We start from the raw sequence: 17,305 nt of genomic DNA on the forward strand, positions 1-17,305 counted from the left end.
CCAGAACATTACATGGTTCCTCTTTTTTATGCTTGTTTTTATGCTTGCACCAAGGCTACCGCTCTGGCCGGGGCGCCATCCGCCCGGCAGGTCTTTAACGGCAGGCAGCAGAGGGTAAAGTTTTGGCCAGTCAATGGTTGGATGTTACAGAGGTTTTCAATCAGCAGGATATCTTTACCCAGGAAAATTTTATGGATCGTCAGCGGGGATGTCGCTTCCACTGTGTCAACGGAGATGGCGTCCACCCCGACGGCCTTTAGTTTAAACTGGATTAACCATTGGGCCGCTGCCGGGGATAAAACCGGGAACCCGTGATAGTATTCCTTCCGGCCCCACAAATGCTCCCAACCGGTATAAAGGATAAGAAAATTAACTTCCTGCAACGCCTGTTGATATGGGAGCAGGTCTTCAGGTTCTATAACCCCTTTAACGGCGGATACATCCACTGCCATGGCCGTGCCGTAAAAGGAATTCGGGGAAAACCGGTCCAGGGTCTTTCCTGCGGGAAAAAGGTGGGCAGGACTATCCATGTGGGTGCCGGTATGGGAATACATTCTTAGTTCGGTTTCCCGGAAGCCTTCTGTTTCCAGCCTGCAGGTCTCAATCATCTGCGGCAGTTTGGTTCCGGGATAGACCGGCATATCCGGGGTGATGGTGCGGGTAAGGTCAAGTATGTTCAGAGGAATCACCTCCTGGTCTTAGGGGTATTGCTTTTAGTTTGGCTGTTCACTGCTAGCCATTCGCTTTTACCTATGGGGTATTCCTTTTGGGTCTAGTTGCTGGACTTATAAGCATTTCTCCGGAGTCCTGTTTACTAGACCCGAAAGGAATACCTTCAAGTCCAACAACAGGACCCGAAAGTACGACCCGTAATGCTAATATTCTATCCCCTTCTGCGCAGGGATTCCCTGTTGGTAAGGGTGTTTGATTTCCTTCATTTCCGTGACCAGGTGGGCCCGGTCAATGATTTCCGGAGGAGCGTCACGGCCGGTAAGCACCAGGTGCAGGGCATCCGGCTTCCTGTCAATAAGCGCCAGCACGCCCGGCAGATCAATAAGGCCATACTTTAAGGCGTAGAGAATTTCATCCAGGATCAGCACCTGGTATTGTCCGGACAGCATGGCGTCTTCCACTTGCTGCAGCGCTTCCCTGGCGGCCTGCTGCTGCCGGGCCACATCTTCCGCATTGTTGAAGTTAATAAAACCCCGCCCCAGGGGCCGGATTTCAAATCCCGGCTGCATGCGCTGCGCCGCCAGGTGCTCCCCGCACTGCCGGTTCTTGATGAACTGCAGCATTAAGACGTTCATGTCATGGCCCCAGGACCTCAGGGCCAGCCCCAGTGCAGCGGTGGTTTTCCCTTTGCCGTTTCCCGTAAAGACCAGGACCAATCCTTTTTCCTTCTCCAAAAGACTCCCTCATTTCCACTCAACTCAAGTTGGGGACGGTTCTTGACTTGAATTGAAAATTCTGGAATTCAAGTCAAGAACCGTCCCCAACTTGACTAACTTGACAACTTGAATTCACAGCCTCTTACATTCACTTCTCAATGGGTAGGTTGAACAAGTTGATGGTGTTGGCTGCGGTGATCGGTGCCAGTTCTTTGGGACTCATCGCTCGTAACTGTGCAATATGTTCAACCACATGGCGTACATAGGCCGGTTCGTTGCGCTTGCCCCGGTGCGGTGCCGGGGTTAAATAGGGGCAATCGGTCTCCACCAGCAGCCGGTCCAGGGGCATTTTAACGGCAATGTCCTTTAGTTTGCCGGCATTGGCAAAGGTGACCGGACCGGCCAGGGAGATATACAGCCCCAGTTTCATGCATTCCCGGGCCACTTCCCAGCTGGCGGAGAAACAGTGCATGACCCTGATGCGGGGTAGGGGCCTCTTCCCGCAGCACCTGCAGGATGTCCCCGTGGGCGTCCCGGTTGTGGATCACAAAGGGGAGGTTCAGTTCCTTGGCCAGCAGCAGTTGTTCCCGGAAGACCCTTTGTTGAACTTCCCTGGGCGATAGGTCGTAGTAGTAATCCAGGCCGATTTCGCCGATGGCCACCACCCCGGGGTGGGCAGCCATTTCTTTCAGCTGTTGTAAATAGTCCTCCGGTGCGTCCTTGGCGTCGTGGGGGTGGACGCCGATGGCTGCATAGATAAAGGGGTATTTTTCTGCCAGTTCGATGGATCTGCGGGAGGATGCCAGGTCGTAACCCACGTTGACCAGGGCGGTTAATTCCTCTTTACAGCGGGCAATCACTTCGGCGCGGTCTTGGTTGAAACGCTCGTTGTCAAGGTGGGCGTGGGAGTCGATCAGCATAGTAAACCTCCTGTTGGGTCGGTGGTGAACTTTATTTCAAAGGTTTGTTTGTGTTGGGTGCATATATGAAGGGTTGTCGCGACATAGTGTTATCCCCGTTCACTCCGCTCGTTAAGTACCGTTCCGGTGCGGAGCTGGAGTGAACGGGGATCATGACGTGTCTCGCTAACCTTTCGGATATGCAACCTTACGCCTGCTCCAAACTCTTTAAATCAATCCTCGGGAACAGCACTTCGCCCCGCTTAACAGTGGTTCCTCCAGGCAACTTGCCCCAGCGGAGGCTTTCCCATGTGTGCAGTTCCGGTTTGTCTTCGATGCCCAGCTGCGGCCAGACGCGGGCGGGCAGGTTGGGCATGAAGGGTGTGGCCATGATGGTGGCGAAGCGCAGGACTTCGGCCACGTTATATAAAACGGTGTTCAGCCTTTCGGTCTGGCCGTTTTTGGCCAGGGTCCAGGGGGCGGTTTCTTCCAGGTATTTGTTGGCCCGGCCCACCATCTGCCAGATGGCTGCCAGGGCGTTGGAAATCTCGCTCTTGTCCATGTACTCTTCCACCAGTTTGGGGGTGCCGGCGGCCAGGTCAATCAGCTCGGTGTCCGGTCCTTCGGGGGCGCCGGGGGACTGCAGAACGCCCTGCTGGTATTTTTCCATCATGGTGGCGGAGCGGGACAGCAGGTTGCCGTAATCGTTGGCGAGGTCGGTGTTAATGCGCTTCACCATGGACTCTTCAGAGTAAAGGCCGTCGGAACCAAAGGGCAGTTCCCGCAGCAGGAAATAACGGACGGCGTCCACACCGTATTTGTCTGCCAGGACGTAAGGATCCACCACATTGCCTTTGGATTTTGACATCTTGCCGCTGTCCAGCAGCAGCCAGCCGTGGCCGATCACCCTTTTGGGCAGGGGCAGGTTGAGGGCCATCAGCATGATGGGCCAAATGATGGTGTGGAAGCGCACGATGTCTTTCCCCACCAGGTGGATGTCGGCGGGCCAGAATTTTTGATACAGGCTGTCGTCTTCGGTGCCGTAGCCCAGGGCGGAGATGTAGTTGGTGAGGGCGTCCACCCAGACATAGACCACGTGCTTGGGATCAAAGGGGACGGGAATGCCCCAGTCAAAGGTGGTTCTGGAAACGCACAGGTCCTCTAAACCCTGCTTGACAAAGCTGACCATTTCGTTGCGGCGGGAGATCGGCTGGATGAAGTCGGGGTTCTCATCAACAAACTTTAACCAGCGTTCGGCATAGTTGGACTGGCGGAAGAAATAGCTTTCCTCCCGCACTTTTTCCACATCCCGCTGGCAGTCCGGGCACTTGCCTTCCGCCAACTGGTATTCGGTAAAAAAGGTTTCGCAGGGAGTGCAGTACCAACCCTCGTATTCGGATTTGTAAATGTCCCCCTGCTCATAGAGCTGCTGGAAGAATTGCTGCACCACTTTGCGGTGACGCTCGTCGGTGGTGCGGATAAAGTCGTTGTAGCTGACGTCCAGACGCTCCCACAGTTTCTTAAAGCCCTCCACAATGTGATCCACATATTCCTTGGGGGTTTGGTTCTTGGCTTTGGCCGCCCGTTCAATTTTTGCCCGTGCTCATCCGAACCGGTCAAAAACCAAACATTATGTCCGGTGAGCCGCTTGTAACGGGCTATGGCATCCGCTGCCACGGTGGTGTAAGCATGCCCGATGTGCAGGTTGTCGCTGGGATAATAAATGGGTGTTGTAATGTAAAAACTGGGTTTTGACAAAGTGTTCCCTTCCCTTCCTGGCTAAATTTTTAAAGGAAAATAAAATAGAAAAACCCCGCCCCATGCAGGGGCGAGGTATTTACCCGCGGTACCACCCTGATTCACCGTCACCTTGCGGTAACAGCCTCAGTGGCGCAAAAAGCGCCTTGATAAGCAAATAACGGTGCTCCACCGACCGGCCCTACTGATACTTTCGAACCGGCAGCTCCGGGGCCATGTTCGACCGGTTTTCCCTGCGGGCTTGCACCATCCCCCGCTCTCTGTAAGGGTCCTCCGATTTACTCATCCCCATTATCGCCTTTACATCTCGATTTTAACCAACAAAAACTGCCATGTCAAGTTTTCCCTGAACTTGGGGTTTTTATACCATATTATTACAAAAAATAAAAGTAAAATATTGACTATAACGGTTAACACTGGTATGATTAGTTGTAGTAAAATCTGGTATATTGTCGAATGTAAAATTTAGGGAGGGGAAGCGGATTGAAATCCACAGGTATTGTTCGTAAGGTGGACGAGCTGGGTCGGGTAGTTATCCCTATCGAGTTACGCCGCACACTGGGCATAGACGAAAAAGACGCCCTGGAAATTTACGTGGACAATGAAAAAATCATTCTGCGTAAATACGAACCGGCTTGTGTTTTCTGTGGCAATGCCTCGGACGTGCAGCATTACAAAGGCAAAATGGTTTGTCGCGAGTGCGCCACCGCCATGGGAGAAAGCGTAAAACAGGAAGTTGTATAGGTACATAAAAGTGGGAGACAGAGATGTCTCCCATTTTTGTTGTGCTGGCTGTTCGCTTTTAGCCTTAAGGGTTGTACTCTCGGGTCCTGTTGTTAGACTTTAAGGTATTCCTTGCGGGTCCAGTAAACAGGACCCCAGAGGAATGCTTGTAAGTCTAGCAACTAGACCCTAAAGGAATACCCGTTAGGCTAAAAGCCAAAGCGAATAGCCAGACCCCAGAGAAATACCCCACAAGACTACCTAAGCTTCCCCATGCACCGCCGCATAAACGTCCCGCTTAGGCACTCCCCTGAGCCGGGCCACCTGTTTGATGGCCTCTTTCTTCTCATACCCTTGGGCCACCAGTGTTTCCACGTGTTCTGTCAACGAAAGGTCGGCCCATTGGTCCTGCTGCCGGGCTGCGGCTTCTTCCTGGGGCAGTCCCGCCAGGATCAGGGTGATCTCCCCCCTGGGGTGGTTCTCGCTGTAGTATGCCACCAGTTCCGAGAGGGTGCCCCGTTTAAACTCCTCATGAAGTTTGGTTAATTCTCTGGCCACCGTGCAGGGCCGGTCCCCAAACTCGGCCAGCATATCCTTCAGGGTGTCCGCCAGCCGGTGGGGGGACTCGTAAAACACCATGGTCCGCTGTTCCGACTGCAGGGCCTGCAGCTGCTTGCGCCGGGTTTTGCGCTGGTTGGAAAGGAACCCTTCAAAAACAAATTTGTTGGTAGGCAATCCCGAGGCCACCAGTGCCGCGATGCCGGCGGAAGGGCCGGGGACGGGCACCACTTCAAGGCCGTGCTGCAGCACCTGGCGCACCATGTCTGCCCCGGGGTCCGATATGCCCGGCATGCCGGCATCGGAAACCAGGGCAATGGTTTCTCCCTGCAGCAAGCGGTGAATCAAGTGTTCTTCTTTACTCTCACCGCTGTGGGCGTGGTAGCTGACCAGGGGGGTGTGGATCCCATAGTGGCTTAACAGTTTTCTGGTATGGCGGGTATCCTCCGCCGCGATGCAGTCCGCCTCTTTAAGGATGCGCAACGCCCGCAGGGTGATATCTTCCAAATTGCCGATGGGGGTGGCGCAGAGATACAGCACGCCCGGGACTTTACGCTCCATCCCGCTGTTCTCCTCGATTCATCAGGGCGTAGCAGAAAATGCATTCTCCCTCCCGGCCCTTGCCAAAGTACAAGTTGCAGATGTGAAACCCTTTATCGTATAAATTCCACAAGTTCTTTGCCCCGGGCTTATTCTGCACGCCGCCTGCCTGGCCGTCTTCCAGGTAAAGGCCCGCCACTTCCTGCCTTAACCGGGCGTTTTCATCTTCCAATTCTTTTACTTCTTGTTTCAGTCGGTCCACTTCGTCACAGATCTGGCGAAGGGCCTGTTCCAAACGATTAATCCTGCCGGGCAGGGCAGCCACAGTTGCATTCACCTCGGCCTTTTTTAAATTTTAATTCCTGCAAGGGGTATTCCCGGATGGCTTTGCTTTCCTGTAGTTCAACGCTCAGGGTCTTGCGGAAGATATTGATAGCAACAATCTTGCCTTCTCCTTCCGGGGCCAGCACCGGGGTGCCGATTTCGGGATACCCTGCCTTGGCTTCCTCGTATACGTCGTTCTCGTATTTCAGGCAGCACATCAGCCGGCCGCAAATGCCGGAAATTTTGGTGGGGTTCAGGGATAAGTTCTGCTCCTTGGCCATGCGGATGGAGACCGGGGCAAAATCCGCCAGCAGGAGGCGCAGCACAACTCCCGGCCGCAGCATCCCAAACCGCCCACCATTTTGGCCTCATCCCGGACCCCGATCTGGCGCAGCTCGATGCGGGTGCGGAAGACGGCCGCCAGGTCCTTCACCAGTTCCCGGAAATCAATCCTACCGTCGGCGGTAAAATAAAAGATAATTTTATTTCCGTCAAAGGTCTGCTCCACACTGATCAGTTTCATGGGCAGATCGTGGGCGGCAATCTTTTCCAACGCCACCTGAAAGGCTTTCTTTTCCTTCTCCCGGTTGGCTTCCACCTGCTGGTGGTCTTCCGGGGTGGCCTTGCGCAGCACCTGCTTCAGTGGTGCGACCACCTCTTCGTCCGGAACTTCCCGGGGCGCCACCACCACTTCCCCGTATTCGATTCCCCGGGTGGTTTCCACCACCACGTGGTTCCCCTTATCCATGGCGATTTCTCCGGGGTCAAAATAGTATACCTTGCCTGCTTTTTTAAAGCGTATTCCAACCACTTTAACCGGCATGATCGTTTCCTCCGTAGGAGTATATTTTCAACATGAGAACCTCCAGGGTCATGCGTGTATTGGCATTGGCCAGAATTCTTTCCCTGGCCAGTTTGATCTCTTCAATTATTGCCGAAAGCACCGGGGCCTCATACCAGGCTGACTGTTCAAGTATGCTGTCTGCCCGGTCCTGGTTGATTAAAATCTCCGGTTTTCCGGTGTAATGGAAAACCAGCAGATCACGAAACCACAACAGCAGTATTTCCAGGCATTCCGCTGCTTCATGGCGATCGGCGGCCAGTTCCTCGGCCACTGCCAGAGCCCGGATTTTATTTATTTCCGGGAACAGCCGGGCCATTTCCAGGGCTTTGGCCCGCAGGGGCCATTGTTCGCTGCCGCTGGCCAGCCGTACCGCCCTGCCCAGGCTGCCCCCGGCCAGGGGAGCCAGCTTGAGGGCAGCGTCCTGCTCCATGGCACAAATGCTCATCAAACCTGCGGCCACTTCCTGGCTGCTCAAGGGTCGGAATTGAAACTGCTGGCAGCGGGAGAGAATGGTGGGCAGCAGCGCATAGGGCTGGTCGCTCAGCAGAAGGAATACGGTCTGGCCGGTGGGTTCTTCCAATGTCTTTAAAAAGCAATTGGCTGCTTCCTGGGTCATGGCTTCCACCTTTTCGATCAAAAAGACCTGACGGCCGGCCTGATAGGGTTTGTACTGCACCTGCCGCTGCAGCTCCCTGACCTGTTCAATTTTTATTGATGCCCCGGTTGGCTGCAATAGATGCAAATCCGGGTGATTTCCCCCTTCGACCTGGCGGCAGGAGCGGCAGTGCCCGCACACATTGCCCTCCTCGGGGGCTTCGCACAGCAGCACTCCGGCAAAGGCCCGGGCCAAGGTTTCCTTGCCAACCCCGGGCGGCCCCATGAACAGATAGGCATGGGCAACCCGGCCCCTTTGTACGGAATTTTTCAAGGTCTGGCGTATCTGGTGATGCCCGATGATGTTCTTTAGTTTATACACCGGCCAGTTCCCCCACCGCCGAACAAATAAGCTTGTGCAGCTCTTCTACGGGATGCCGTGCATCCAGCACCAGGTAACCCCGGGGATTTTGTTTGGCCAATGCCAGGTAACCTCTGCGAACCCGCCCGTAAAAGTCCAGAGATTCCTTTTCCAGGCGGTCCGCCGGCCGGTCCTTTCTGGAACGGACCAAGCCCTCCTCCGGAGGGATATCCAGTAAAATAGTCAAACGGGGAGACAGACCACCGGTGCCCAGGGCATTGATACTGGCCAGGAATTCAATGTCCATTCCCCTGCCGTAGCCCTGGTAAGCTAGGGTGGAATCAATGTAGCGGTCGCACAGCACCACCGCTCCCTGTTCCAACTGCGGCCGGATCACCTGGGCCACAAGCTGTGCCCGGGCGGCGGCATAAAGCAGCGCCTCGGTGCGCCCCTGGATTTCAGAAAAATTGGGATCCAGTAGCAGTTCCCGTATTTTCTCCCCCACCGGTGTGCCTCCCGGTTCCCGGGTGGTGCAGGTGGGTATTTGTTTGGCGGTTAAAAATTTATTTAAAAGGTTGAGCTGGGTACTCTTTCCCGACCCATCCACACCTTCAAATACGATAAACAAGGGCCTCAAACCTCCTTGCAGCTGTGAGGTAATTCTTGGGTTTTGGCTGTTCGCTGTTCGCTTTTAGCTTTTCGCCTTACGGGTATTCCTTTAGGGTCTAGTTGCTTAGACTTACAAGCATTTCTCCTGGGTCCTGTTTACCGGACCCGAAAGGAATGTCCTAAAGTCTAACAACAGGACCCCAGAGTACGACCCTTAAGGCTAAAGGCCAATGGCTAATGGCCTGTTATTAAAAGGCAGTATCATCTACACAATTACTCTTAACTTTCGTAAAGACGCATCCCCGGGCCCCTGCACATGCAGGCCCCGCTGCCGGACTTCCAGGAGATAGTCCAGGACCGGTTGGGTGATTGCTTCGCCGGGGCAAATCACCGGGATTCCCGGCGGGTAAACGGCCACGGTCTCGCCGCAGATACAGTCCAGGGAATTTTCCAGCGATACGTCCTTGCCAGGTTTTTGCCAGGCCTCCCGAGGACTGACCACCACCATGGGGCGGGGCAACTTCAGGGTTTCCGGAAAGTGCAGGGGGTCCCCTGCTTCTGTGGCTGCAATTTCTTGAATGGCTTCCACCAGCCGCCGGCAATCCTCAGTGGTGGTTCCCAGGGAGATGACCGCCACCACGCCGGCATCATCGGCCATTTCCACAAAGATCCGGTGTCTGCGATGGAGAAGCTCGGCGGTTCTATGGCCGGTCAGTCCCAACGGCAGTAACGACAGGGTTAAACGGGTGGGGTCCAGGTGTTCGGCGCCGGCCGCACCCAGATGCTCCTGACCTAAAATCTTGACTCCTGGCACTCCGGACAGCTTGTCCCTGCACCAGCGGGCCAATTGCAGGGTTTTTTCCAGCAGTTCCCCTCCCCTGAGGGCCAGCTGACGGCGGGCTAAATCCAGGGAAACCATCAGCAGGTAGGAGGGGCTGGTGCTCTGGACCATGCGCAGGGCCTCTGCCACCCGCTCAGGATCGACCCGTTTCCCTTTCAGGTGAAGCATGGATGACTGGGTTAGGGACCCGCCGGTCTTATGGGTGCTTTGCACCACGGCGTCTGCCCCACAACTCAGGGCATCCGGCGGCAGTTCCCGGTGGAACCGCAGGTGGGCCCCGTGGGCCTCATCCACCACAAGGGGAACGCCGGCCCCGTGGCAAACGCCTGCCAGGGCGGATATGTCTCCGGCGATACCATAATAGGTGGGGTTGACGGCCAGCACCGCTTTAACGTTTTTATTTTCATTCAGTAATTTTTTAATTTGAAAATAATCAGGCCCGACCAGGCAGCCAAAATTGCCAAGGGCAGCAGTTGGTAATAAACAGGAGACGCTCCGGATAATACCAGGCCGGATACCACGGACCGGTGTGCGTTTCTGGGAACAATAATTTTATCTCCCGGACCGCAACAAGTCAGAATTAAAGCCATTAACCCGCAGCTGGTACCGTTGACAAGAAAAAAACTTTTGTCTGCTCCGTATGCCTCGGCCGCCAGTCTCATAGCATCGGCAATGGCTTCTTGCGGGTTATGCAAATCATCCAGGCCGGGTATTTCCGTCAAATCCAGTTGAAAAACGCCTGTCCCGGCGAATTGTAAAAATTCAGCAGGTATCGCTTTCCCGCTCCCGTGCCCCGGAATGTGAAACTGAGCTCCTGTAACAGCCGCCTGTTTCATCAGAGCATCCCAGAGAGGGGCTTTTTCTTGTGTCATACCAATAACCTCTGACGATATCTTAATAATTTATTTTATCACATACAAATTTTAACTGCTAATTTAGTTTCTAATTTATTTGCCATTAGTTTAACCTTATAGCTGTGTGTCGTGAGGGAAAACTATGCTTAAAGGTATTTCTTTCGGGTCTGCTTTCAGCTGTCAGTCTTCAGTTTTATTAAAAATTTAAAAGCCGATGGCTGAGGGCTGATGGCTTGACCCAAAGAAATGCAGTATAAGCAGAAAGGAGCACAATTATGCGGCAATCAAAGTCTCCGCAGATTGATGAAAATGCTCTGTCAAAAAAATACCGTACCAGTGTCACCAGGCTTATTAAGTTATGGAAAGACGGTCGCAGCGATGTTGAGGTGGCCACCCAAACGGGCATTGATTTGATGACACTGCGCCAGATAAAATCTGACATTGAATTGGCCCACCGGAGAATTCGCCTGAAAAAAAAGAAAGAGGCCTTCGCCAAAAGTCAGGCCTCGTTGCAGCACCAAATTTTTTTAAGACCGCTTTTATAAACATCGTAGTCCGGGTCGTCCCAGGCCAGGTTGGTGATCTTCTCTTCACAACCGGCACAAATGCACTTGCCCAGAATAACAATGCCAATGGTGCTTTCCTGAATAACGTTCCGGCATAATATGCATCTCGGTTTTTCCTGCATGGTCACCAACCCTCCTAATGTAATGTATGCTCCTGCTTTAAAAATGGTCAGCTTGAAAAAATGCCGGTTGTGGTTTAGCCGGTATTTTTAAGGGGACCCACAAACATAATCCCGGTGATTAACTATTTTCCCAGTATTTATGGTATTTATCTGTATAAACTAAACATTTATATCTCTTGAGCCGTATATTAACAATATTATACAAGTATTTTACAAACTAAGCATGGCGATTATTAGAAAACAAAAAGTAGGTAAGTACATGCTGGCAAATCATCGAATCTAAAAGGGTTGACGGTAAACCAAGACCTGTTGTTCTTATGCACTTGGGAACGGCTGAACAGTTATTGTATAAACTAAAGGAGGAGCCTCTACAAAAGAAATCCGTTCAGCTTCCCACGGGTCTGTTCACTTTTATGGCAAATTGTTCAGGAAATGGACTTTGTCAATATTTTTAACCGATATTTCTCACCACAGATTCGAGACGGATTGCCGATTGGTAAATCTCTTTTGCTTGCTGCTGTCCATCGGGCTATTAAACCTGGCAGCAAGAATACTTTTGCTGCCAGGGCTAAACAAACCACACTGCCTGAAATTGCCGGATTTGATCCCGATAAGCTTGATAGCCGGCATTTCTGGGAGCAAATGGATACCGTTAATGACGAGCAATTTGTTGATCGCCTTTACCTTAACGGGCTGCTGGACCAGCGGGAGACTGAAGAAACGGGTATTGTGGTAGGGATGGGTCAATGTGCCAATGCCTAAAAAGGAAAAAACATTCCCATGTGTCGGGGAATGCTTTTTCCTTTTATGCTCTCTTTTATGGTCTATACCTTACGCTTCTTTGACTACTTTCTTTTTATCCACCGGATGGCCGGCTCGGGGCAAACCATTGAGCAGATGCCACAGCCGATGCACTCGTCATTGGCCTCTACGGTAGGGGTACCATATACACCAGCACCTTGGACCAGGAGATGCATTTCTTGGGGCACTTTTGAATGCACAGTCCACAGCCCTTGCACAGACCGGGGTACAGGATCCAGTCAGCTTTGGTAAGTTCCAGGATACGACCTTTGAATTCCATGATATCCCCCCCTATTTCATCAGTTCTATGCCGCGGTCAATGGCCTTGAAGTTCAGTTCGCGCAGCTGTGGATTTTGCTCGAATTTATAACCCAGTTTCTTTTCAATGGCTGCCTTGGCGGCATCCACGGGAATCACATCGGTGGCTCCGATAACGGCACCCATAATCAGAATATTGAATACCCGGGGGTGCAACTCGTTCTTGGAAATTTCCAGTGCGGGAATGGACAGTACCTTCTTGGCTTCGCTTCCTGGGGTAAATCGGCTTCCACACCCTCAATATTGGCATCGTACACATAGACTGTGTTTTCGTCTACGTATTGCTTGCAGCGGCGTACAGCACGGTCGCTCAGGGCAATCAGAATGTCCGCCTTATCAAACTTGGGAGCACCGATGGGTTGATCGGCAATTTGCAGGTAGGCGATGGAAACACCACCCCGCTGCTCTACACCGAAGTTAGGAATATAAAGCGCCTCGCGGCCCTCTGCGTTAGCGGCATCAGCAATAATTTCCGCTACCGATTGAACACCCTGGCCGCCTTCACCGGCCAAGCAGATCTTTACAGCTTTAGCCATTCTGCTGAGCCTCCTTCTTAGCCTCGAAGGGGTTTTTCTTTTCCCCGACCTTATAGTACTGAGGCATTTCTTTTTCTACAAAGGCCCAGGTCTTCTCGGCATTGGTCCGCCAGTTGGTAGGGCAGGCAGCCAGCGCTTCGACAAAGGAGAAGCCTTTACCTTCCATTTGGGTTTGCAGTGCTTTTTTGATATAGCTCTTCAGCTGTTTTAAATTGGCAGTGGTGCCGCGGGCCACGTAGGCGCCGTCGCCGGTGATGGCTGCAATCATTTCCGGACCCTGGGTGGGCATACCGGTTGCTTCGGGGTCACGTCCGTAGGGAGCGGTTTCTACCTTTTGTCCGGGCATGGTACAGGGGGACATTTGACCGCCGGTCATGGCGTATACGGTGTTGTTGGCCAGCAGTACGGTTACTTTTTCGTTACGGGTAGCAGCGTTTACAATACCGCCTACACCGATGGCATAACCGCCGCCGTCACCCATGTAAGCGATGCAGATGAGGTCGGGGTTGGCCCGCTTGATACCGGTCATCACCGGGGTGGTGCGGCCGTGGTGGGTTTGCACGCTGTCGCAGTTGAAGAAATCCCAAGACAGCAGGGAACAGCCGATGTCACAGCCAAAGACAACTCTATCCTGAATACCCAGTTCATCAATGGCCTCGCCCAGGCACTTCAGCACCAGACCGTGGCCGCAACCGGGGCAGAATTTATGGGGTTTGCTTTCTACACGCCAGCTTTTCGGCATGGTAGGTTGTGGAGACACAGACATGTTGGAACCTCCCTCCTTATTTAGAAGAAAATTTCTAGAGCACCTCTTTAACTTTCGCCACGATTTGTTCGGTGGTAATCCCTAAACCGGGACGATACATGGGAACGATCTCAGCGGAAGCGCCGTAAATGGCGTCTTTCACCAGTCTGGCCAGCTGACCCTGGGCAGATTCGGTAATTAACAGCTTTTTGGCTTTGTTGGCCACGGCCTTGAGTTGCTCAGCCGGGAAGGGACGGAGGGTAATGGGACGGAAATAACCAACCTTCAGGCCCTCTGCTCTCAGTTCTTTAACGGCATCCCGGACGCCACGGAAAACAACGCCATGGCCGATGATGACAACCTCTGCATCCTCGACAGCTTCCTGGGCGTATTCCACAACTTCCGGCGTCATTTTTTCAAAATCCACAAAGTGCTGCTGCAGTACTTCAAATAATTCTTCTTCGGTGTTGTAGGTATTGCGATAGAGGTCGGGTTCGCGGTCTACGCCGGGAGTGCCGGGCTTACCCACATACTTCTCGGCAGGCACGAATTCGATGCCTTTTTCCGCAGGATCGTACAGGGTTACCGATTCACGCATTTTGGCTTGGTAGCCGTCACCCAGCACGAAGGTGGGGAAACGATATTTCCAGGCAGTGTTGAAGGCCTTGATGGTGTAGTCAAACAATTCCTGGTGGTTGCTGGGGGAGTAAACGATACGCATCCCTTCACCGTTACCGCCCATGGTGGTCAGGGTCACTTCCTGCTGGGAGTAGATAACGGTGGCCGTGGACGGACCGCCACGCTGCTGCACAACGGTAACGGTTGGAAGTCTCATCATTTCGGCCATGGACATGGGTTCCTGCATCAGGGTATTGCCGGGGCCTGCGGTGGCGGTGAAGGCCTTGAGGCCTGCTAAAACGCCGCCTACTGTGGTGAAGCCCGCAGACAGTTCGTCTTCAGTTTGCAGGAATTTGCGGCCATACTTGGGGATTTGACGGGTCCAGTAGTGCATGATTTCGTTCTGAGGGGTAATGGGATAGCCGTACATAATTTCGGCACCGGCAGCCAGGGCTGCCCAGGCAACTACCTCGTTCCCGGTCATGAACGCCCGTTTTTCACCTGTAATGGGTTTTTCGGACATGAGAGATACCACACCTCCTGAATTAATAAAGATCCTTGGGGACTTGAGAAGCTTGTGAAATTTTTAGTATGATGGTCTGGTTGTCCTACCAGAAAGTATGCGGCATGTATCGGACCAGGGGGCGTACGGGATTGCCCATACAATCCTTGGAACCAATTTGTTTCGCTACTTCCTGGTCCGCAGCGGTGGCCACCGCGGGGATTCCCAGAATGTTGGAAACTTCACTGACAATCCGGGCACCCTCTTGCACAGTGTCCGGTGTTGTTTCATCGCCCAAATGTGTATTGTTGATCAAACCGTCCACCGGCCCCAGTTCCTTTATGTAGTCTAAGATCTCCGGCACAGTGGATGTCATGGGTCGTTTGGCATTAATGACAGCAAAAATCTGCAGTTCCGGGGTTTCCTCCACCCCTTCCAGCAGGTTGAGGGTCTTTGCCCCTTCGACACCGTACCCGATGTCAAGGATCACATCCCCCTCACGGTATAATGCCCATCTGCATTCGGGTTTTATGATATTGCCTGCTTCACCTAAACCCACGGTGTCCCTGGTTTCCCAGGCAAGCACGGTCATCCCTGCTTGTTCCAGTTCTTTTTTAATGGGTCGCAGGGTATAGCAGGGCTCTACGATGTCAAGATCCACCAGATTTACTTTGCGGCCCTCTCTGGCCAGTTCCAGTGCCCGGTTTACCGCCACTTCGCTTTTGCCGCTGGCATACTCGCCAACATAGGCTTCAACAATTCTTTTCGAGATGGTACAGCTACCTCCAGTCGTTTTTGTTGACTTAGTTTACCCATTTCAGAAAATTCCTAAAAGGCCTATAAATAGCAAGAATCTGGATAGTCAGACATATCCCGAGTTCCTTTTTTCAGTATAAGCTGTAATTTTTAATAAATCAACAAATTTTAACCAATTTAACAGGCCCCTCCAACCACTTAAGTCGTTTTTTCGACAGTTCGTTAAAAGGTTGCTAAAGCTCACCGAACGGCTTACTGCAAGGATTTAGCCTCTGGCGGAAAGGCAATTTATGGCACCCCAACGTGTAAATCAGGCCCCCGAGCGGTCGAAGGTTCTAATTGGTAGAATGTTAAATCTTTTTAAAGTTAGTACGCAAAATAAGACTCCCGTAGCTTTCCCGGTTACAGGATAAGATAATTGGCCAGCACCAAAAGGACGACGCCCGGAATCTGCAGGATTCCCGCCGTAAGCAGGGTAAAGGGGTTAATGGCAATATGAATCCCCAACCCGCCACAGACCACATTGACCAGGACCAGCAAAATCCCCCCCAGCACCAGGGACAAGCCCAATTTGCCGATCAAAACCAGCGGCCGGGCAAAGATTGTCCCAAACAAGTACAAGCCGAACAGGCCGAGCAAGCTTAGTATGATAGTTTTCCATTCCAAAGTGGATTACCCCCCTTTTTAAATATGGGGGTTCTATGTTAAACCGGCCATCGGCCCTCAGCCTCAGCTTAATAACTTAGGTACCTGGTACCTAAGTTATTAAGCTGAGGCTGAGGGCCAGACCCCATAGAAATACCCCCTAGGCTAAATATAGGGGGCTTGGACAAACTTTATGACTGTGTTTTTTGGATTATGCAAAAATTTTTAACCAAATTCGCCGCGGCCCTCCAGGGCTTTATTCAGTGTCATGGCATCGGCATATTCTAGGTCTGAACCCACAGGGATGCCATGGGCGATGCGGGTTACCTTCATGCCCAAGGGTTTTAACAGCCGGGCCAGGTAAAGGGCGGTGGTTTCCCCCTCCACATCGGAATTGGCCGCCAGGATGACCTCCTCCACCGGGTTGTTATGCAAGTTTCTTAGCAATTCTTTGATGGTCAGGTCGTCCGGGCCGATGCCCTCCATGGGTGAAATGGCCCCGTGCAGCACATGGTACAGGCCCCGGTACCCCCGGGCCTTTTCCATGGCCACCACATCCCGGGGCTCTTCCACCACACACAGCAGCCGGGCATTCCGGGTGGTGTCCCGGCAGATGGCGCAGGGATCTTCGTCCGTCAGGTTGCAGCACCGGGAACAGCGTTTGACAGATTGCCGGACCTCGATGAGCGCCCGGGCCAAACTTTGGGCCGACTCCGGCGGAGCGTTCAGGATATGAAAAGCCAACCGCTGGGCCGTCTTCGGCCCAATGCCCGGCAGCTTGGCAAATTCGTCCACCAGCCTGGCCACCGGACCAGAGAAATATAGCATGGGGATAGCCTCCTAGCCGTCAGTACTAGCTAAGTATGGAGCGGCAGTAGTCGATATAAGCTGTTCGCTGTTAGACTAAAGGGTATTCCTTTGGGGTCCTGTTGTTAGACGCACGGGCATTTCTTTTGGGTCCAGTTATTGAGAAACCTGCAACAGGACCCAAGAGAAATACCCTTTAGTCTAAGGACCGGACCCGAAAGCACTACCCGTAAGGCGAATGGCGAACAGCCAGACCCTCAAAGGAATATCTACAAGCCTAGAACAGCCCCGGTATATTCAGCCCGCCGGTCAGTTTGCCCATTTCTTTGGCCACCATTTCCTGGGACTGGCGCAGGGCGTCATTGACAGCGGTCAGGAGCAGGTCCTGCAGCATTTCTACATCTTCGGGGTCTACGGCTTCGGGTTTGATGGTAATGCTGACAATCTCCTGTTTGCCGCTGGCCACCACTTTTACGGCGCCGCCGCCGGCAGTGGTTTCCACCGTACGGTTGCCCAGTTCCTCCTGCATTTTAGCCATTTCCTGCTGCATCTTTTGCACTTGCTTCATCATTTTGTTCATATTTCCACCCATCATA

18 protein-coding genes, 5 pseudogenes and 1 other annotated feature are annotated in these 17,305 nt (G+C 52.9%); of the genes and pseudogenes, 3 read left to right on the forward strand and 20 right to left on the reverse strand.

Translation table 11 applies throughout. The features are described 5' to 3' along the window. Nucleotides 1-38 precede the first annotated feature (38 nt). The 4 genes and pseudogenes from P378_RS07090 to metG form a co-directional block, all read right to left on the reverse strand. Complete coding sequence (locus P378_RS07090; protein WP_238472989.1) at nt 39-689, reverse strand: cyclase family protein; 651 nt, start codon at nt 687-689, stop codon at nt 39-41. A gap of 186 nt (nt 690-875) precedes the next feature. Then, nucleotides 876-1,406 carry a cob(I)yrinic acid a,c-diamide adenosyltransferase gene (cobO, locus tag P378_RS07095; protein ID WP_099082755.1) on the reverse strand — a complete coding sequence of 177 codons (531 nt, stop codon included), beginning with the start codon at nt 1,404-1,406 and terminating at the stop codon, nt 876-878. A gap of 130 nt (nt 1,407-1,536) precedes the next feature. Further along, nucleotides 1,537-2,308 (reverse strand): annotated as a pseudogene (locus tag P378_RS07100) (TatD family hydrolase). A gap of 187 nt (nt 2,309-2,495) precedes the next feature. Beyond that, nucleotides 2,496-3,982: pseudogene (gene metG, locus P378_RS07105) on the reverse strand (methionine--tRNA ligase); the annotation flags it as partial. Between the two features lie 126 nt (nt 3,983-4,108). Further along, nucleotides 4,109-4,349 (reverse strand) — a binding site (T-box leader). Between the two features lie 179 nt (nt 4,350-4,528). Here metG and P378_RS07110 point away from each other — a divergent pair. Beyond that, nucleotides 4,529-4,789 carry an AbrB/MazE/SpoVT family DNA-binding domain-containing protein gene (locus P378_RS07110; protein ID WP_099082756.1) on the forward strand — a complete coding sequence of 87 codons (261 nt, stop codon included), beginning with the start codon at nt 4,529-4,531 and terminating at the stop codon, nt 4,787-4,789. 240 nt (nt 4,790-5,029) lie between these two features. Here the strand turns inward: P378_RS07110 and rsmI are convergent, their stop codons facing one another. The 7 genes and pseudogenes from rsmI to P378_RS22820 form a co-directional block, all read right to left on the reverse strand. Further along, on the reverse strand, nt 5,030-5,887 hold the full coding sequence (rsmI, locus tag P378_RS07115) for a 16S rRNA (cytidine(1402)-2'-O)-methyltransferase (protein ID WP_099082757.1): 858 nt from the start codon (nt 5,885-5,887) through the stop codon (nt 5,030-5,032). After that, nucleotides 5,877-6,191 carry an initiation-control protein YabA gene (locus P378_RS07120; RefSeq protein ID WP_238472990.1) on the reverse strand — a complete coding sequence of 105 codons (315 nt, stop codon included), beginning with the start codon at nt 6,189-6,191 and terminating at the stop codon, nt 5,877-5,879. The genes rsmI and P378_RS07120 overlap by 11 nt, the downstream gene beginning before the upstream one ends. Further along, nucleotides 6,166-7,013, reverse strand: a pseudogene (locus P378_RS07125) (PSP1 domain-containing protein). Before P378_RS07125 ends, P378_RS07120 begins: the two are co-directional and overlap by 26 nt. Continuing rightward, nucleotides 7,003-8,010 (reverse strand): DNA polymerase III subunit delta', encoded by a 1,008-nt coding sequence (gene holB / locus P378_RS07130; RefSeq protein WP_099082759.1) that lies wholly within the window; start codon nt 8,008-8,010, stop codon nt 7,003-7,005. The pseudogene P378_RS07125 and the gene holB overlap by 11 nt, the downstream one beginning before the upstream one ends. Continuing rightward, the gene (tmk, locus tag P378_RS07135) at nt 8,003-8,626 is read right to left on the reverse strand and encodes a dTMP kinase (protein WP_099082760.1); all 624 of its coding nucleotides are present in this window, start codon (nt 8,624-8,626) and stop codon (nt 8,003-8,005) included. Before tmk ends, holB begins: the two co-directional genes overlap by 8 nt. Before the next feature lie 237 nt (nt 8,627-8,863). Next, nucleotides 8,864-9,823 (reverse strand): aminotransferase class I/II-fold pyridoxal phosphate-dependent enzyme, encoded by a 960-nt coding sequence (locus tag P378_RS22815; protein WP_274378658.1) that lies wholly within the window; start codon nt 9,821-9,823, stop codon nt 8,864-8,866. 23 nt (nt 9,824-9,846) lie between these two features. Next, complete coding sequence (locus P378_RS22820; RefSeq protein WP_274378659.1) at nt 9,847-10,311, reverse strand: aminotransferase class I/II-fold pyridoxal phosphate-dependent enzyme; 465 nt, start codon at nt 10,309-10,311, stop codon at nt 9,847-9,849. Nucleotides 10,312-10,568: 257 nt separating this feature from the next. Between P378_RS22820 and P378_RS07145 the strand changes: the two genes are divergently transcribed. Continuing rightward, complete coding sequence (locus tag P378_RS07145) at nt 10,569-10,838, forward strand: hypothetical protein (protein ID WP_099082761.1); 270 nt, start codon at nt 10,569-10,571, stop codon at nt 10,836-10,838. Here the strand turns inward: P378_RS07145 and P378_RS07150 are convergent. Beyond that, nucleotides 10,793-10,981 carry a sigma factor G inhibitor Gin gene (locus P378_RS07150; RefSeq protein ID WP_099082762.1) on the reverse strand — a complete coding sequence of 63 codons (189 nt, stop codon included), beginning with the start codon at nt 10,979-10,981 and terminating at the stop codon, nt 10,793-10,795. The genes P378_RS07145 and P378_RS07150 overlap by 46 nt on opposite strands. Nucleotides 10,982-11,467: 486 nt before the next feature. Here P378_RS07150 and P378_RS07155 point away from each other — a divergent pair, with 486 nt between their 5' ends. Then, nucleotides 11,468-11,743, forward strand: coding sequence for a hypothetical protein (locus tag P378_RS07155; protein WP_143338426.1), 276 nt, complete (start codon nt 11,468-11,470; stop codon nt 11,741-11,743). An 83-nt stretch (nt 11,744-11,826) separates the two neighbouring features. Here the strand turns inward: P378_RS07155 and P378_RS07160 are convergent. From P378_RS07160 to P378_RS07195, 8 genes and pseudogenes are all read right to left on the reverse strand, one after another. After that, a pseudogene (locus P378_RS07160) lies at nt 11,827-12,062 on the reverse strand (4Fe-4S dicluster domain-containing protein). Nucleotides 12,063-12,073: 11 nt separating this feature from the next. Beyond that, a pseudogene (locus P378_RS07165) lies at nt 12,074-12,636 on the reverse strand (2-oxoacid:acceptor oxidoreductase family protein). Further along, nucleotides 12,629-13,402: a thiamine pyrophosphate-dependent enzyme gene (locus tag P378_RS07170; protein ID WP_099082764.1), complete on the reverse strand. Its 774-nt coding sequence runs from the start codon at nt 13,400-13,402 to the stop codon at nt 12,629-12,631. The pseudogene P378_RS07165 and the gene P378_RS07170 overlap by 8 nt, the downstream one beginning before the upstream one ends. Before the next feature lie 34 nt (nt 13,403-13,436). Beyond that, nucleotides 13,437-14,522 carry a transketolase C-terminal domain-containing protein gene (locus P378_RS07175; RefSeq protein WP_099082765.1) on the reverse strand — a complete coding sequence of 362 codons (1,086 nt, stop codon included), beginning with the start codon at nt 14,520-14,522 and terminating at the stop codon, nt 13,437-13,439. Nucleotides 14,523-14,607: 85 nt separating this feature from the next. Then, nucleotides 14,608-15,273, reverse strand: a complete 666-nt coding sequence (locus P378_RS07180) for a hypothetical protein (RefSeq protein ID WP_099082766.1) — start codon at nt 15,271-15,273, stop codon at nt 14,608-14,610. A 386-nt stretch (nt 15,274-15,659) separates the two neighbouring features. Beyond that, nucleotides 15,660-15,923, reverse strand: coding sequence for a pro-sigmaK processing inhibitor BofA family protein (locus P378_RS07185; protein ID WP_099082767.1), 264 nt, complete (start codon nt 15,921-15,923; stop codon nt 15,660-15,662). A 204-nt stretch (nt 15,924-16,127) separates the two neighbouring features. Further along, nucleotides 16,128-16,730, reverse strand: coding sequence for a recombination mediator RecR (recR, locus tag P378_RS07190; RefSeq protein ID WP_099082768.1), 603 nt, complete (start codon nt 16,728-16,730; stop codon nt 16,128-16,130). A gap of 256 nt (nt 16,731-16,986) precedes the next feature. Next, nucleotides 16,987-17,304 carry a YbaB/EbfC family nucleoid-associated protein gene (locus P378_RS07195; protein ID WP_099082769.1) on the reverse strand — a complete coding sequence of 106 codons (318 nt, stop codon included), beginning with the start codon at nt 17,302-17,304 and terminating at the stop codon, nt 16,987-16,989. Nucleotide 17,305 lies beyond the last annotated feature (1 nt).

This window comes from Desulforamulus profundi (assembly GCF_002607855.1).

Coding starts and splice junctions, on each gene's coding strand:
- rsmI (WP_099082757.1), bottom strand. CDS start 5,887: ATGGAGCGTAAAGTCCCGGGCGTGCTGTATCTCTGCGCCACCCCCATC.
- P378_RS22820 (WP_274378659.1), bottom strand. CDS start 10,311: ATGACACAAGAAAAAGCCCCTCTCTGGGATGCTCTGATGAAACAGGCG.
- P378_RS07145 (WP_099082761.1), top strand. CDS start 10,569: ATGCGGCAATCAAAGTCTCCGCAGATTGATGAAAATGCTCTGTCAAAA.
- P378_RS07150 (WP_099082762.1), bottom strand. CDS start 10,981: ATGCAGGAAAAACCGAGATGCATATTATGCCGGAACGTTATTCAGGAA.
- P378_RS07170 (WP_099082764.1), bottom strand. CDS start 13,402: ATGTCTGTGTCTCCACAACCTACCATGCCGAAAAGCTGGCGTGTAGAA.
- P378_RS07175 (WP_099082765.1), bottom strand. CDS start 14,522: ATGTCCGAAAAACCCATTACAGGTGAAAAACGGGCGTTCATGACCGGG.
- recR (WP_099082768.1), bottom strand. CDS start 16,730: ATGCTATATTTCTCTGGTCCGGTGGCCAGGCTGGTGGACGAATTTGCC.
- P378_RS07195 (WP_099082769.1), bottom strand. CDS start 17,304: ATGATGGGTGGAAATATGAACAAAATGATGAAGCAAGTGCAAAAGATG.